The organism is Labrenzia sp. OB1 (assembly GCF_001624695.1).
Classification (GTDB): Bacteria; Pseudomonadota; Alphaproteobacteria; order Rhizobiales; family Stappiaceae; genus Roseibium.
Genome location: NZ_JSEP01000003.1, coordinates 143,394 through 158,124, shown reverse-complemented (window position 1 = coordinate 158,124; position 14,731 = coordinate 143,394). Strand labels below are relative to the sequence as shown.

The window sequence follows — 14,731 nt, the reverse complement described above, 5'->3', positions numbered from 1 at the left end:
AAACGGCACAATGCCCTCCTTATTTCAGGGGGAGGATACGCCATGCCTGCTGCACGCCTGGACCTGCCAAGCAATTACACCGCCGTTCATGTCATCGGAGTCACTCGCGGTGCGAACAAGATGCGGCCGACGATCTATTTCGCCACCGGTTCCCATTTCACCCAGTCGCACCGCAAGCAAGACAATATCGGTTACCACCCGCCGCCCGGCCGGCATCTGTTTTTCGGCAATGTCGATGCCGCTGCCCTCGACAAGATGCGGAAGGCACTTGCCGGCGAGCCCGGCAACAGTGACAGGCGGGCATTCGGGCTGGCCTATTACCGCAGCCTGATTACGACCTATACCGATGATTCTGGGCGCGCCTGCGACGTTGGGCCACCGCTTTTGGGACAGAACCGCGACGGTCTGGTGCTGCTGGAGGTGACCACGGAATGGTCGCACCGCTCGCGCGCCAGTCTGGAGCCTGTATCATATCAGGAAAGCGTCAGCCTCATCCGGGATCTCAGGAGCCGGACCATTACAAAACACGGCCCGCATCGGACAACCCGCGAATATTACTTCGCTGACAGTCCGGACAGTTGATGGCTACCGCGGTCTTCGCTTCGAACAAGCCCTCGAATGCCGGTAGGGGTCCGAGCCTGAAAGCGCAATTTTAAGAGTACATAGCAGGGTGTTTAAAGGTTGACCGGGCGAATTCGATGAATTTCGTCAGCCTTTGTGGCCGGTAACGGTCCCTGTGATAGATCAGCGCCATTGGCTGCTCCGGCAGGGCCCAGTCGGGCAATATCTGCGAGAGTGTGCCTGCAGCCATGTCGCCCTGGACAAGAGCTTCGGGTAACAAGGCGACCCCCATGCCCGCCATTGCGGCATTCCGCACGGCTGGGCCGGAGTTCACCGAAATTGTTGCCTTTGGTGCCCAGCTTCGCTCCTCAGCTCCTTTCCTGAACCGCCATGGCCTGCGTCCGGTTCTGGAAAAGAGGACTGCTCGAAAGCGGTCCAGGTCGGAGGGTATCTGTGGTTCGCCATGCTCAGTCAAATACGCGGGCGATGCGCAGACCATCATTCTGTAGGGCGCGAGTTGGAGTTGCAGGAGGGTGCTGTCTTCCAGCCGCCCGATACGAAATGCGGCGTCAAACCCGTCCGCAATCAGATCTTCGTTACTGTCGGACAGGATCAGGTCAATCTCGACATCCGGTGCCATGTCGGTGAAACCCTTCAGGGCAGGCATCAGAGCTGCTGTACCGAAACTGACAGGCGCCGCAATGCGCAGGCGCCCTTGTGGCTGCCGCTGCTGATCGCTTGCCTTGCCTTCGGAGAGATCGACCAGTTCCAGAATGTCTCGGCATTGCTCAAGATAGCTTTCGCCAAAAGCTGTGAGGCTGTGCTGGCGCGTCGTGCGATTGAGCAGCCGCGCCTGAAGGTGATCCTCCAGGCCCGCGATCCTTTGGCCGACCAGGGCACTGCTCACATTCAGCCTGAGAGCGGCGGCATTCATTGAGCCAGCATGAACCACTTCGACAAAGGTGCGCATGGCGGTGAACAGGTCCATTAGAAAGAAAACCTTTTCTATCAGGAAAGAAATTGATCAATTATCACATATTTCCTGACAATCTACATTTCTCTTCGACCAACCGAAGAGAGAGACAAACATGAAAAAACGATTTGAAAAGCGCGCAGTGCTGGTGACTGGTGCTGGAACCGGCATGGGTCGCGCTGCCGCACTTCGGCTTGCAAGCGAGGGTGCATCTGTAACGCTCTGGGGGCGGCGGGCACCGCATCTTGAAGCTGTTGCGAAGGAGATCCGTGATGCTGGCGGTTCCGCACTGGTCCAAGTTTGCGACATTTCCAACCCGGAGGAGATCGCAACAAACCTGAGGGCCTCCATGGCGCAGTTCGGGACGCTCGATGCGGTCTTTGCCAATGCAGGACTTCTTGGTGAGTTCAAGCCGTTGCGCGATACACAAGCAGCTGATTTCGCGGACCTTATCCAAACCAACCTGATTGGCACTCAGCAAACTGTTGCGCAGTGTTTGCCGCATATGGAGAATGGCGCGGTGCTGATAAATGCTTCCTGGACGGCCGGTGCGGTCATGCCTGGTTCAGGCGCGTATGCGGCAACCAAAGCTGCATTGCTTGCGATGATGCGGGTCTGGGCGGTTGAGGAAGGACCGCGTGGCAATCGTGTCAATGCTATCAGCCCGGGGATCATTCTGACCCCAATGGCGGATGAAGTGCTGGACCCGGAGATTTCCAGCCGCTTGTCGGGTCACACGCCACTTCGCCGGAACGGTCGCCCGGAAGATGTCACTGGCACAGTTACGTGGCTCCTGTCGGGCGATTCAGAATTCGTGACGGGTCAGGATGTCGTCGTGGATGGCGGCTTTACTCTGGGCGGAGCGTTGAGATGACAATGACAAATGGGCTTCAACTTGCCGCCCATCCGGTGGACCAACTCCTCGGCGTCGCTGCCGTAAGCCAAATGACCTGAGCCCCGATAATCGCGAGCCACCACAGACAGGTGTCAATTCTTACACGCTTTGCGTGTGAGTTGTGTTCTTGACGTACCCTGTCGTTGCGTTTCCTTCGCCTAAAGTATAATATAGACGAAAGTCGAATATCGAATCGGCTTGGAGAAAACGGCGCCGCAGTGCCGCTGCTTCGAAGGAGCGATGAAGATGAAGTACTGGAGCCTCGCCATTGTTGCGCTGATGATTGTAGGTGTCGCCGCAGTCAGGCACACCAATCCGAACAGTCAACTGACCGGTGAGACCACCAATTCCGGTGTCCCTGTCACGACGTTGCACACGCCTGTCACGCCGTAAGGCACGGTCGTTAACACCGGAATCAGGCCGGGATCGTGGACGCTTGCCTGGTATGCTGAAGCTTGCGGGCAGGCCAGTTGCGCTCTCGGCTGGTCCGCAGAAAAGCTCCCTTGAGCCACATGGATGCCGGGACGTGCGTCAGCGGAAGAGCTTGTCGATAGCGTCCGCCCCCAGACCGACGCTCTCATAGTGCTTTCTGCACATGTCGATGTACATGTGGACATCGAAATAACCATCCGGCTCACCCGTTTCATCGAGCCAGATCAAGGGGCCGTGGACCTGAAAGAATACCTTCATCGGGTCTTCGTGCTCATAGGCGACAAGCGTGTGCCCTTCACCCGGTGTCTCGTAGACGAAGTCGCCTGCGGTGGCGATCCAGTCATGCTCCAGATAGCCCCATTTGCCGGAAATCGTGTAGGCGAACACCTCGTGCGGGTGATAGTGCCGGTTCACCAGCCCGGGACCTTTCGCCAGGAGGATGTCGCACCACTTGTTCTGTGACGGAGAAATCCACAGGGGGCGCGAAGAGACCGTTTCGGTGAAAGGCACATAGTATCTTTCATCTTCCGTCGCCGCATTGGCCATATAGACCTCGGGCAGGGCATCGGGTTGAAACACCTTGTCTATCGGTTTGATGTCCCGCCAGAATTCCTTCGTATTTTCGTTCGACATGTCTCCCCCTCCAGGCCGTTTGATTCTGTGTTGTATTTCCAGGAGCTTAGACTAGAGCAATACCTAGTCACACCAAACCATTCCGATTCGATGCGACCAGGCAAATTTGCGCGCTTTTTTTCTTGGAGCTTTGCCGTTGTCGCGATGGTCTTTTCCGGCTTTCAAGGACCCTGTCCGCCTGACAATTCGTATCTGGCTGTGCCCGCAAGTGTGGGCCCTGGTGCAGCGGTCAGGCGCAAAGGCCAGGCGCAAAGGCCAGGATCCACAGTGCCCATTCTCGTCGTTGTCAGGCACTCTCCAGGACGGGCCTTACGGGGTGCCCAGGAACTCGATGGTTGCCGCGGTCGCGGCATCCGAGGTTTCGGCGTCGAACTCAAGAGAGCTCAAGACGGACTTTTCTTCTGCGTCGAAGCTATGCGTGACACCCTGGTAAATGGAGACCTCCACATTGGCGTTGACAGAAAGCAAGCGGCCCGCAACCTCGAGGCAGTGGCGCTCATTTACGATCGTGTCACCGTCGACAAGAAGAAAAAGGTAGGATGGATCGGACGGCAGTTCATTGGCGGACCCCACGCTTGCAGGGCCGCAATAGGGATAGAAAAAGACGGCTTTCTCAATTCCGGCAAGGGGATCTGCGGCGATGGCCTCAGGCCAGTATGTCAGCAGGGGCGGCACTGTTCCGGCCAGGGCCATGGCGAGATAGTCGAGACTCGCCCAGCCACCATGCGACAGGCCGATCAGCGCCACGCGTGTGCTGTCGATCTGCGGATGGCTGCGCAACTCGGCGAGGGTGACCGCGATGTCGGCTGCGCGCTCGGCTCCGTTCAGAATCTGTCCCGCACAGACCAACCGCCAGAGTTCCACCTCATCGAGCCCGCGGGGCCCGTGACTGTCTATGATGACCGAGGCCCAGCCCGCTGCGGCAAGGTCGCCCGCCAGCCGATCAAGATTCGATTTCGGGCCATCACACCCCGACAAAAGCAGAGCGACCGGGTGCGGGCCCTCCATTTCTGGCAGTGTCCAGCGGAGTGCGGGCTCGATCAGGGATGCGGTCATTTCCGGCGATTGCGGGTTGGCCGACCAGCCGAGGCGACCGCGCAGACCGTTGACCGCGAAAAGTGTCGCCAACATCACCGCGGCAATGCCGATCCAGAGGAGCCAACGTCTCATGACACGACGCCGTCAGTCATTGCTGCAGCCGTTCTGGAAACCATTGTCACAATGGGCCTTGAGTCGGGCGGTGTCGTCTTCGCTCCAGTCTTCCGGGGCACTTACCTGAACCCATGGGACGATGTAATCCTGGGCGTAGTAGGCGTGGCCGTGTCCCGGTGGAGCGCCGAAGGAAAGCGCCATATCGAGAGCCAGCTGAAATTGAGTTACGATGGGCATGAAGGTCATATGCGTCGAGGCGTCCGGCGCCGGCGGGTCTCTCATCCAGGGAGGCGCACGCCAGACCGAGAGCGGCTCGTAAAACACGATCGGATCACTGGAATATTGCAGGAAGACGATGCGCATGTCGCCCCAGGGGGCGCCTTCCGAAGCATCGTCGAAGTGGCCGGCGTGACGGATGAAAGACCCGTCGCCGATCTGCGGCATTATCCATAGGCTGCCGTCTTCCCGGGCGTTCTGGACGTATCTCCAGAAACCGGAAGGAAACGGCGGTCCGGCCCAGAAGGCGCCGTCGATGGGATCGTTGACCAGGCGAAAGAGGTTTGTGGCATACATCGAAGACCATGCCCCGAGGCTCAGGCCATGGACATAGAGGCGCGGCCGCGCATCCACCGGCAGCGTCTGCCAATAGCGGTGGACGGTCTCCAGAAGCGCTGTCGCCTGATCGAGCCCGGTGTCGGTTTCCAGGATCAGGGCCAGCGGCGATTGCAGATAGGAATATTGCGCGGCGACCGTCGCGATGTTCCCGTGATGCATGTATTCCAGCGGATCGTGACTGCCGGGGTCGAGCCAACCGGTCCCCGTGGGGCTTGCGACCACCAGCACCTCGCGCTCAAAGGCGCCTGTCCGGATCAGCTCGGCCAGGGCAAGGTCGGCACGTTCCTGAGCTGTTTTTGCGTTGGCGCGTCCCACATAGATACGGATGGGATCGAGTGCCGGCTTGCCAGTGAATGCCGCGATGTCTTCGGCGTCCGGTCCACCGAGGACGAAGTCTCGCCCGGGCGTGCCAAGCGCGCCCCAGTCGATCAGCGAATTGGCACCGCCGGTGAGTTCCGGGTTTTCAGGCGGCGGCGATGCAGTGTCGAAAAGTTTCTGGGCTGCTTCGTAGCTTGAATCGAGGCCCGTCACCATCTGGTCATAGAGTCCGTCCCGGGTGACGACAAAGAGGGCGAGGCCGACGACAACGAGGGCCAGTACATTGGCGCGGCGTTCCGGCATGACCCGCAGGAGGCGGGACCGGACAAGGCGCACCAGCCAGCCCAACAGGGCACCCAACGCAAAACAGACCGCAAAGGTCAGGAGTGCGACGAATGTCAAAAAGATCAGGTCGGGATTGTCGACGAACGGCATGTCCATCTTTACACGCAGGTCGTTCTGCCAGGCGAGGCTTGAAACCAGTGTCCAGCCGAAGAACGACAGCGTTCCGATTGCAAGAAGCGAGAGCAGCCAGCGCTTCGCTACGCCGTGAAATTCCGGCATGGCCGCTACACGCCATAGCAGCAGCAGGATCCACCAGGTAAGATACCCCAGTGCCATGACCAGCCCGCCCAGGACACCCTGTACAAGGGGACCACGCGGAATGAGAGAGGGGGTCAGTGAGGCGGCGAAAAAGAGAAGACCGAGCAGCAGTCCGGCGATCGAAATCCTCTTCAGACCAACCACAGCGGCATCTCCCAATTTCCAGTTCCTGCAAACTGCGGCGTAGGTGACGTATCCTTACCCGTGTCACCTGCCCGTGATGAGGCAAGCGTAAACCAAGCAAGGGAGCAGACCAAACGCCTATTTTGCCCGGAAACGCAGGATACCTGCCACCGGTCAGCTTGCCGCTCGTCGGGAACAGCGTCTGTTTTCTTAGGGGCTGCCGACACGATCTGCCGCGATACGGCTAACTGTTTACGGCGTCAGGAAGGACTGCGTTCCGGCACCCGGAGTTCGTCCTCTGGTAAACTGACAGCAGCATTGGCGCCGTGCCTTGCGCCTTTCCGAGTACAATCCGGACCTGGATGCACCTCAGCTCGCCAACAGCTCCCAGCAGGCGAAGCCGGGTTTCGACAAGCAACAGCTCGTTTTCGAGAAATTGGTGACCCCGGCGCGATTCGAACGCGCGACCCTCAGATTAGGAATCTGATGCTCTATCCTGCTGAGCTACGGGGCCCCGAAGCGGTCGCTTAGCATGATTTTCCGGTCTTTGCGAGCCCTCCGGCAAAGGCAGGCCCGGAAAGGTGTTTCGCGGTGCCCGGCGGAGAACTTCGTCCCGGTCCGGTGCCTTCGTCCGGGCTTTTTTTCGCCGTGTCTTCGGCTTGCCTTAATCGCTGCTTAGCAAGTCTTTCCTGAAGCTGCCTTTTTCCCGCCGCGTGCGGACCGATACGAGCGCGGCGGACTTTTTGTTCCGGCCTGCAAGTCTGCCGGACGGATTTCGGGAAAAGGCCATGGGATCGTTTCTGCCGTGTTGCGCGTGGAGCAAGGCAGATGGACCCGAAGGACCGGTTGAGAGGGCAGAGGGTGTCGAGCGGACGCTTGAGCGGCAGAAGCAGGACGAAACACGGCGGCCGCGAGCGGAAAAATCCGTTGTGGGCGTTTGGCCTTGCCGTGCTGCTGCTTGCCACTGGGCATGCCCAGGCGGATGACCGGGATCAACCGCTTGCCCGGGCCGCCTATGACGCCTGTGTGCCTGCGGACGCTGCTTCGATCGCTGTTGAAAAGTCGGAGGAAGACGGTGTGTTTGTTGCTCCGTCGGGACAGCGGTATCTCGCCAGCGAACTGCATGTTCCGGCCCCCCGGCCCAAAGGGGCACTCTCCGCAGCGGGTTTGGTGGTGGGCGCGGCGCCCGGGCTTGAAGCTGTGGCGACCGGACCGGAAAACCGCTGGGGCCTGACGCCGGCCTGGATCGTTCTGAAGGATGGAGAAACCAGAGAGCTTCTGCAGGCCGTCCGGCTTATGTCGGGGGCGGCGGTGTTTGCGCCCGATCGGGAAGACAGCGTCTGCGCGGGGCTTCTGCGGCTGGCGGAAACGGCGGCGCGCCGTGAGCAGCGCGGCCTGTGGGGAGACAAGATGGCGGCGCCCGTCTATTCTGCGGCAAGGCCGGGTCTGCTTGAAGAGAAGACCGGAGACTACGTGATAGTGAAAGGACGCGTTGTTTCCCTTGGAAAAACTGAAAGTACCCGCTATCTGAATTTCGGAAAATACTGGAAAACAGACTTCACCGTCACGTTGAAGGCCTCCGACGAGGCGATCTTCGATGCGGCGCTCGGCCGTTCGGGCTGGCAGGTGGAGGAACTGGCGGGAAAATTCGTCGAGCTGCGCGGCTTCGTGCAGGTGCGGGACGGTCCGCACATGGCGCTCCATCATCCGGAGCAACTGGTGGTGCTGGAGCATCCCGCGTTCGACTGATTGCGGACAGTGCTTCTTAAGATTTTGAAATCGATCAACTTTTCTGCTTTCATGCACGACATGAAGAAAGCAGGGTGATCCTGAAGGCAAAAGGGCAGGACGTGGCGGCCAGGACAGTCACTGATTATCGTCAGTTGTCTCTCGTCGAGACGCGGAAAACGGCAGGCCGCACGGCTGCGCGCCGCTGGCTGCGAACCGCCATGGCCTGCAGTCTGGCGCTGGTGGTCGTCTCCTGCCAGCTTCTGGGGGACGGCACGAGCGTGGGTTCGGTGTCGCCGGGCACCCTGCGCCCCAACCTTGCCAATGATATCGGCGAGCGGGAACATCCGCGTGTCGTAGCCACTTATGGCGGCGTCTATAACGATCCGGGTGCAGAACGTGCCGTCGCCAGTGTGGTCGGCCGTCTTGTGGCCGCGTCGGAAGACCCGTCGCAAAGCTACAAGATCACCATCCTGAATTCCCCGGCGATCAACGCATTCGCGCTTCCGGGCGGCTATCTCTATGTGACGCGCGGCCTGCTGGCACTGGCGAATGACACGTCGGAAGTCGCCGCGGTACTTTCCCATGAGATGGCGCATGTGACCGCCAATCACGCCATCAAGCGCCAGGAGAGGGCGGAGGCCAAACAACTCGCGAACAAGATCCTCACCGATGTGGTTCAGGATTCAGAGGAAGCCCGCAAGGCGATCATTTCCTCGCAGCTGTCCTTCGCCCGGTTCAGCCAGGTACAGGAGCTGGAAGCGGATGCGATCGGCGTCAAGACGCTGGCCAAGGCCGGCTTCGATCCCTATGCCGCCGCCCGGTTCCTGCGCTCCATGGCCGCTTTCGCGCGCTACCAGTCGGCGGACAAGTCTAGTTCCTCCGCGCCGGACTTCCTGTCCTCGCACCCCTCGACGCCGGAACGCCTGAAGATCGCCGTCCGTTCCGCCCGTCAGATCGGCGCGCCGGGAATCGGCGAGCGCGACAGGGACCGCTATCTCGGCCAGATCGACGGGATGCTGTTCGGGGACGATCCGCTGGAAGGGTTTGTCCGTGGCCGGTCGTTCCTGCACAAGGCGCTGGGCATCGGGTTTACCGTGCCATCTGGATACATTCTTGAGAATTCGCCGGAAGCCGTGCTTGCCAGCAACGGCGACGGAACCGCGATCCGCTTCGACGGCGCGGATGTCAGCGGATATTCCGATCTCGTCCAATACATGAATTCAGGCTGGATCAACGGGCTGCTGCCGGAAAGCGTTCGTCAGACCACCATCAACGGGTTGCCGGGGGTCACGGGCGCGGCAATCACACAGGGCTGGTCTTTCCGCATCGCGGTTCTGCGCATCGGCCGGACAGGTTATCGCTTCATTTTCGCCAGCCGCTCGCCGAACGACAGGTTCGACAGGGATTTCCGCGAAACGATCGAGAGTTTCTCGCAGTTGACGCCGACCGAACGGGCGCGGCTGCGGTCCTTGCGGATCAAGGTGATCAAGACCAGATCCGGAGATGCGCCGCGCAAACTTGCAATCGGCATGAGCGGTGTCGAACCCTCGCGGCGTCTGGAGTTTTTCTCGATCCTGAACGACCTGCCGGCGAACGACCCGATTCCGGCGGGGACCGCGGTGAAGCTGGTTGTTGACTAAGCGACCTTCAGTTCGTCGGCAACTCAAGCTGACACACAGCTGCCCGGATAAATTTCACACCAAATTGCATCTTCGCCTGCTCCCGCTTCCCCCACGAGGGGGCTGATGCCGGTCGCAAGCAATGCATGCGACGCCAAGCTGCCAGAAGCCCGGGACCTGTAGAGCTTCCCGCGCTAAATTGAATTCATGAGATCGTCCGGCTCTCGATCTGGCGCACATGTTCCTTGGAAATGCCGGGTTTCACCAAAAGTGCCTCAAATGTGGGGCCTTCTTCCTGTAAATGTCTGTTGTCAATTCCTTCCGGCACCCGGGCCCTTGCGCAGTACGGTGGGTTCCATAGCGGAATTCCATCGAATCTGACCAGGGTCGAAGGTCGACCCGGAAAAGCCGGGGGCGGCGGCAAGCACTGCTCTGGGATGCTGGCTTGCCATCCGAACGGCAGAGTCCGGATTTGCCACGTTCCATGCAGTCACATTGCGGACCGCCTGGTCGAGTTGGAGCGCCGAGCCGGCCAGGCCAGCTCCGTCCGGCCGCGTCACCTTGCCGTTTTCGTCGGCAAGGATGTCCATTCCGGCGAACCTGTAGCGCCCGGCAGGGGCGGCCGCGGCCATGACGGCATCGGAAACGAGTATGGTGTTGCCAATGCCCTTGAGATGTACCAGAGCGGCGAGCGCGTCCCTTGGAATATGTATGCCGTCCGCGATGAGACACGCTTTCAGCCGCGGCTCGGCAAGCTGGGCAAGCAGCGTGTTGTCCAGCTTCGGCAATTCGGCGGGAAGGCCGTTGCCCAGATGGGTGGAGAGTGTGGCGCCTGCGTTGGCTGCGGCCTTGATAGTGGGAAAGCCGGCTGCGCTATGGCCGATGGAAACCACCTTGCCGGCGGCTCGGAGCTCTCTGATGGTCTGCGGGCCGCCGCTCCGTTCCGGCGCAAGCGTGACCAAAAGGATCGATCTGGTAAGGCCGGCCTCAAGGGTTGCGACGAGGTTGGCGTTCGGATCCGACATGGCCTGGGTGGGATGGCAACCGCTATAGCCTGTCGCCGCGTTGAGAAAAGGGCCTTCCAGATGATATCCCGGCACCATGGTCGGGCCCAACCGGCTGCCTGCCACTGCCGTGTCGAGCGCGCGGATGCGCTCGGCAAGCGTTTCCGGGCTCGCCGTGATAAGCGTGGGCAGGCAGCCGGTAACCCCGCAGACGAGCATTGCTTCCAATGCCAGATCCAGGGTGGATGCGGTAATGCCGGGATCGTTGAAATCGACCCCCGCGAAGCCGTTCACCTGCAGATCGAACAAACCGTCGGTAATCATGATATCCGCTTTTTCATGCTGTGGAGAGCAGGCTGGATGAAGCCTTGTCGAGATGAAGGCTGCAATCCGCATGGCGCTGCAGAATGGACGCAGGATGCATGCTGGTCACCTCCGCCTCAACCGCATTGGCGACCGCCTGCGCCTTGCGCTCGTCGGGAACGGACAGGATGACCTTGCGTGACGCAGTGATCTGGCGGATCGACATGGAGATTGCCCTGGCTGGAACATCTTCCAAAGTTGGAAACCAGCCTTCGCCGAACTGCTGGCGCCGGCACGCCTCGTCAAGATTAACGGTAATGTAAGGCGCCTCCGTCTCGAAATCGGCGGGTGGATCGTTGAAGGCCAGGTGGCAGTTCTCGCCGATGCCCGCAAAGCAGACATCGATGGTTTCTCCGGCGATGCGGGCATTCAGACGGGCGATTTCCGCCTCCAGGTCGTCGGAATCGCCGTTGACCTCCACGAATTCTCCCAGGTTGCCGAGCGGACCGGTGAACCTTTCGCGCAGATAACGGCGGAAGCTGGCGGGATGCCCGGTGTCGATGCCGACATATTCGTCGAGATGGAATGCTGTCACCCGCGACCAGTCCAGGTCCTTGGCGACAAGTGCCTGCAGAGTTGCGAATTGGCTGGCTCCGGTCGCGACGACAATCGCCGCCCGGTCTTTCGTTGCCAATGCCGCTTCAAGGATCCGGGCGCCCTCCGCTGCTGCCGCCAGTCCCAATGTCTCTCCATCTTCGTGGATCTCGATGTGCATGTCTGCCTCACATTTAATATCAAGCTCGTTCGTAATTAATGTAATTTCTGATTTCATATGTCAACTTTCAATAATTTGCTTTATTTTATTTTTTATCAAAAATGATATTAATATTGACTCATGCGTATCGACGTGAAAGCTTGACCGGGCACCTTCCTGAGGAGACACGGTATGAACAAGAAAATACTCAAGACACTCGCTGGGGCTGTTGCCGTAATAGCTCTCAGCGGATCGGCCCTTTCGGCCGAAACGATTCTGCGGCTGGCGGAAAACCAGCCCGCTACCAATCCGGTTACGATCGCGATGCTGAAATTCGCCGACCTGGCGAAGGAATACTCAAATGGCGAAATCACCGTCGACGTCATCTATGGCGGCCAGCTCGGGCAGGAACCGGAAACGATCGAGCAGGCGCAGGCCGGGGTCATAGATATGACCCGCGTCAATTCCGTTGTGCTGGCCAATGTCAGTCCGAGCATGGGCGTTTTCGCCCTGCCCTATATTTTTGCCGACTGGGACCACAAGTATAAGGTTCTCGACGGGGAAGTCGGCCTGGAAGTCCTCGAGGATCTGAACGATGTCGGCCTGATCGGCCTTGGCTACATGGATGCCGGATCGCGCTCGTTCTATACGGTCGAAGGCAAGCCGGTCACCAAGCTGGAGGATCTGGAAGGTCTGAAGATCCGCGTCCAGCCGGCGCCGATATCCATCCGGATGGTCGAGCTTCTCGGAGCGGTTCCGACCCCCATGAACTACGGCGAGGTATACTCCGCGCTGCAGACGGGAGTTATCGACGGCGCCGAAAACGATTATGTAAGCTATCACACCTCGGCCCACTACGAAGTTGCGCCGAATTATGTCGAAGATGCCCATCTAAGCCCGCCGGCGTTGCTTTTGATGAACAAGGCCAAATTCGAGTCCCTGCCAGCCGATCAGCAGGCTGCCTTGAAAAAGGCGGCGGGCGAAGCGGTTCTTTACGAGCGCGAAATCATGCGCGAAGCCAACGAGAAGGCGCGCAAGACCGTCGAAGAAGGTGGCGCAACCGTCGTGGAGATCGACAATGCCCCTTTCCAGGAAGCGGTCATGCCCATTTATGACGAGTTTTCCGAACTGAAACCGCTGATCGACAAGATCAATCAGGCGAAATAGGCAACCGGAGGGCATTCCATGGCATGGCGAAGGGCACTCAAGACGGTCATCGACGCAACGAACCGGCTTTTTTCATTCGCCTGCCATGCGCTCCTGGGCGTGATCACGATTGTGACCGTGATGCAGGTCTTCCTGCGCTTCGCGGTGAACAGTCCGACCAGCTGGTCGGAGGAAGTCGCGCTTCTCTGCCTTGTCTGGTTCGGCATGCTGGCGGTCGCCATCGGCATCCGCCGCCATGAGCATGTGGCTATCACCTTTCTTCGGGACCGGTTGCCCGAACCTGCGGCCGTGACGCTCGACTATTTCGCACAGCTCGCCATGGGGCTTTTCATGTTTGTCGTCATGCTCTACGGCGGGGATCTGATCGCCCTCGCGGGTGCCCAGGTCCTGCCTGCGTCCTTGCTGCCAAAATATCTTCTATATCTGCCCGCGCTGGTCGGAGGCGGGCTCGGTGTCGTCAATGCCGCCGTCAACATCCTGCTGCGGGATGTCCATAGGGCGGAGACCGAAATTCCGGAGGTCGTACATGTCGATTGACTGGATCGGAATCTCGCTGCTGCTCGGCGGGTTCCTCGGACTGATGATCTTGCGTATTCCGATCGCCTTTTCCTTGGGCCTTTCTTCGCTCGTCACCATCGTCTACCTGGGACTGCCGCCCCTCGTTATCGCGCAGCGTATGGTGAACGGATTGAATTCGTTCACATTTCTGGCTGTTCCTTTTTTTATTCTGGTCGGCAATATCATGACCGAGGGGGGAATCTCGGACAAGCTCGTGCGCGTTTCCGACGTGTTGGTCGGAAGAGTTCGCGGCGGTCTCGCGCAGGGCAATGTTGTCGCCAGCACGCTGTTCGGAGGAATTTCCGGTTCCTCGGTCGCGGATGTTGCCTCCATCGGATCGTTTCTCATCCCCGCGATGAAGCGGAACGGCTATCCCCCCGGTTATTCGGTTGCCGTTACCGTGACATCGTCCGTGCAGGGGGTTCTCATTCCACCCAGCCAGAACATGATCTATTACGCGCTGGCGGCAGGCGGCCTTCCCATCTCCACGCTCTTCCTTGCCGGTTACATTCCAGGCCTGCTGCTCGGCCTTTCGCTGATGATCATCTGCTACGCGATCGCCCGGCGCGACGGGCATCCCCGCAGCGGCGCCTACAATCTTGGCGAAGGCCTGCGCATCCTCGGGGATGCGGTCATCGGGCTGTTTACCATCGTCATCATCATCGGCGGCATCCTTACCGGCGTGTTCACCGCAACGGAGTCCGCTGCCGTCGCGGTGGTTTATGCGCTTGGTGTCACGGTCTTCTGGTACCGCAGCCTCAGCATGCCAGCGGTCTTGCGGATCCTTTCCGGTTCGCTGTCGACGCTGGCGGTGGTGACCGCCATTATCATGACCTCGGCGGTGTTCGGCTTTCTGTTGTCCTACTTGCGGGTGCCTGCGGTGCTCGCGAATGCGATCTTCTCGGTGTCCAGCGAGCCGGTCTTCATTCTGCTGGCGGTGAACGTGCTGCTGCTCGTCCTGGGCATGCTCATGGACATGGGGGTGCTGATCCTGCTGCTGACGCCCATCCTGCTGCCGATCGTCACCAAGGTCGGTGTGGACCCGATCCAGTTCGGCATCATCATGATCCTGAACCTGGGCATCGGCCTGTGCACGCCTCCGGTCGGGGTTTCCCTGCTGGTTGGGTCGAGTATCGGACGGATCAAGCTGGAAAAAGCCGCCAGAAGCATGTTGCCGTTTTATCTTGCAATGCTTGTTGTGCTGTTTTTGACCACTTATATTCCCGCAATTTCTATGACATTGCCGAACCTTATGCGATAAACCCGGCCCATGGATTCAACACGCCTATC

At 59.7% G+C, this 14,731-nt stretch carries 14 protein-coding genes and 1 tRNA gene; 8 read left to right on the top strand and 7 right to left on the bottom strand.

Going from position 1 to position 14,731, the window contains the following annotated elements; translation table 11 throughout:
* Positions 1 to 42 precede the first annotated feature (42 nt).
* Complete coding sequence (locus OA90_RS05195) at positions 43 to 582, top strand: hypothetical protein (RefSeq protein ID WP_068408225.1); 540 nt, start codon at positions 43 to 45, stop codon at positions 580 to 582.
* Between the two features lie 70 nt (positions 583 to 652).
* On the opposite strand, the gene OA90_RS05190 is transcribed toward OA90_RS05195, so the two are convergent.
* Positions 653 to 1,549 (bottom strand): LysR family transcriptional regulator, encoded by an 897-nt coding sequence (locus tag OA90_RS05190; protein ID WP_068408223.1) that lies wholly within the window; start codon positions 1,547 to 1,549, stop codon positions 653 to 655.
* A 100-nt stretch (positions 1,550 to 1,649) separates the two neighbouring features.
* Between OA90_RS05190 and OA90_RS05185 the strand changes: the two genes are divergently transcribed.
* Together OA90_RS05185 and OA90_RS28475 are read left to right on the top strand one after the other, a co-directional pair.
* The gene (locus OA90_RS05185; RefSeq protein ID WP_068408221.1) at positions 1,650 to 2,408 is read left to right on the top strand and encodes an SDR family oxidoreductase; all 759 of its coding nucleotides are present in this window, start codon (positions 1,650 to 1,652) and stop codon (positions 2,406 to 2,408) included.
* Between the two features lie 267 nt (positions 2,409 to 2,675).
* Positions 2,676 to 2,822 (top strand): hypothetical protein, encoded by a 147-nt coding sequence (locus OA90_RS28475; RefSeq protein WP_156510395.1) that lies wholly within the window; start codon positions 2,676 to 2,678, stop codon positions 2,820 to 2,822.
* A gap of 138 nt (positions 2,823 to 2,960) precedes the next feature.
* Here OA90_RS28475 and OA90_RS05180 read toward each other — a convergent pair whose 3' ends face one another.
* The 4 genes from OA90_RS05180 to OA90_RS05165 form a co-directional block, all read right to left on the bottom strand.
* Positions 2,961 to 3,494 (bottom strand): 2,4'-dihydroxyacetophenone dioxygenase family protein, encoded by a 534-nt coding sequence (locus OA90_RS05180; protein ID WP_068408219.1) that lies wholly within the window; start codon positions 3,492 to 3,494, stop codon positions 2,961 to 2,963.
* A 309-nt stretch (positions 3,495 to 3,803) separates the two neighbouring features.
* Positions 3,804 to 4,664, bottom strand: coding sequence for a dienelactone hydrolase family protein (locus OA90_RS05175; protein WP_068408217.1), 861 nt, complete (start codon positions 4,662 to 4,664; stop codon positions 3,804 to 3,806).
* Between the two features lie 12 nt (positions 4,665 to 4,676).
* The gene (locus tag OA90_RS05170; RefSeq protein ID WP_208985973.1) at positions 4,677 to 6,326 is read right to left on the bottom strand and encodes an alpha/beta-hydrolase family protein; all 1,650 of its coding nucleotides are present in this window, start codon (positions 6,324 to 6,326) and stop codon (positions 4,677 to 4,679) included.
* Between the two features lie 416 nt (positions 6,327 to 6,742).
* A tRNA-Arg gene (locus tag OA90_RS05165) sits at positions 6,743 to 6,819 on the bottom strand.
* 314 nt (positions 6,820 to 7,133) lie between these two features.
* Between OA90_RS05165 and OA90_RS05160 the strand changes: the two genes are divergently transcribed.
* Together OA90_RS05160 and OA90_RS05155 are read left to right on the top strand one after the other, a co-directional pair.
* A complete protein-coding gene (locus OA90_RS05160) occupies positions 7,134 to 8,054 on the top strand; it encodes a hypothetical protein (protein WP_156510394.1) in 921 nt (306 codons plus the stop codon).
* A gap of 200 nt (positions 8,055 to 8,254) precedes the next feature.
* Entirely contained in the window at positions 8,255 to 9,676 is a 1,422-nt protein-coding gene (locus OA90_RS05155) for a M48 family metalloprotease (RefSeq protein ID WP_068408730.1), read from the top strand.
* Between the two features lie 290 nt (positions 9,677 to 9,966).
* On the opposite strand, the gene OA90_RS05150 is transcribed toward OA90_RS05155, so the two are convergent.
* Together OA90_RS05150 and OA90_RS05145 are read right to left on the bottom strand one after the other, a co-directional pair.
* A complete protein-coding gene (locus tag OA90_RS05150) occupies positions 9,967 to 10,983 on the bottom strand; it encodes an N-acetylglucosamine-6-phosphate deacetylase (RefSeq protein WP_082836856.1) in 1,017 nt (338 codons plus the stop codon).
* Positions 10,984 to 10,996: 13 nt separating this feature from the next.
* Positions 10,997 to 11,737 carry a glucosamine-6-phosphate deaminase gene (locus OA90_RS05145; protein ID WP_068408211.1) on the bottom strand — a complete coding sequence of 247 codons (741 nt, stop codon included), beginning with the start codon at positions 11,735 to 11,737 and terminating at the stop codon, positions 10,997 to 10,999.
* A gap of 171 nt (positions 11,738 to 11,908) precedes the next feature.
* On the opposite strand from OA90_RS05145, the gene OA90_RS05140 reads away from it, so the two are divergent.
* The 3 genes from OA90_RS05140 to OA90_RS05130 are packed head-to-tail and all read left to right on the top strand — an operon-like array spanning position 11,909 to position 14,702.
* Complete coding sequence (locus OA90_RS05140) at positions 11,909 to 12,883, top strand: TRAP transporter substrate-binding protein (protein ID WP_068408209.1); 975 nt, start codon at positions 11,909 to 11,911, stop codon at positions 12,881 to 12,883.
* Between the two features lie 18 nt (positions 12,884 to 12,901).
* The gene (locus tag OA90_RS05135) at positions 12,902 to 13,420 is read left to right on the top strand and encodes a TRAP transporter small permease (protein ID WP_068408207.1); all 519 of its coding nucleotides are present in this window, start codon (positions 12,902 to 12,904) and stop codon (positions 13,418 to 13,420) included.
* Positions 13,410 to 14,702 carry a TRAP transporter large permease gene (locus OA90_RS05130; RefSeq protein ID WP_068408205.1) on the top strand — a complete coding sequence of 431 codons (1,293 nt, stop codon included), beginning with the start codon at positions 13,410 to 13,412 and terminating at the stop codon, positions 14,700 to 14,702. The genes OA90_RS05135 and OA90_RS05130 overlap by 11 nt, the downstream gene beginning before the upstream one ends.
* The last annotated feature ends 29 nt before the right edge of the window (positions 14,703 to 14,731 follow it).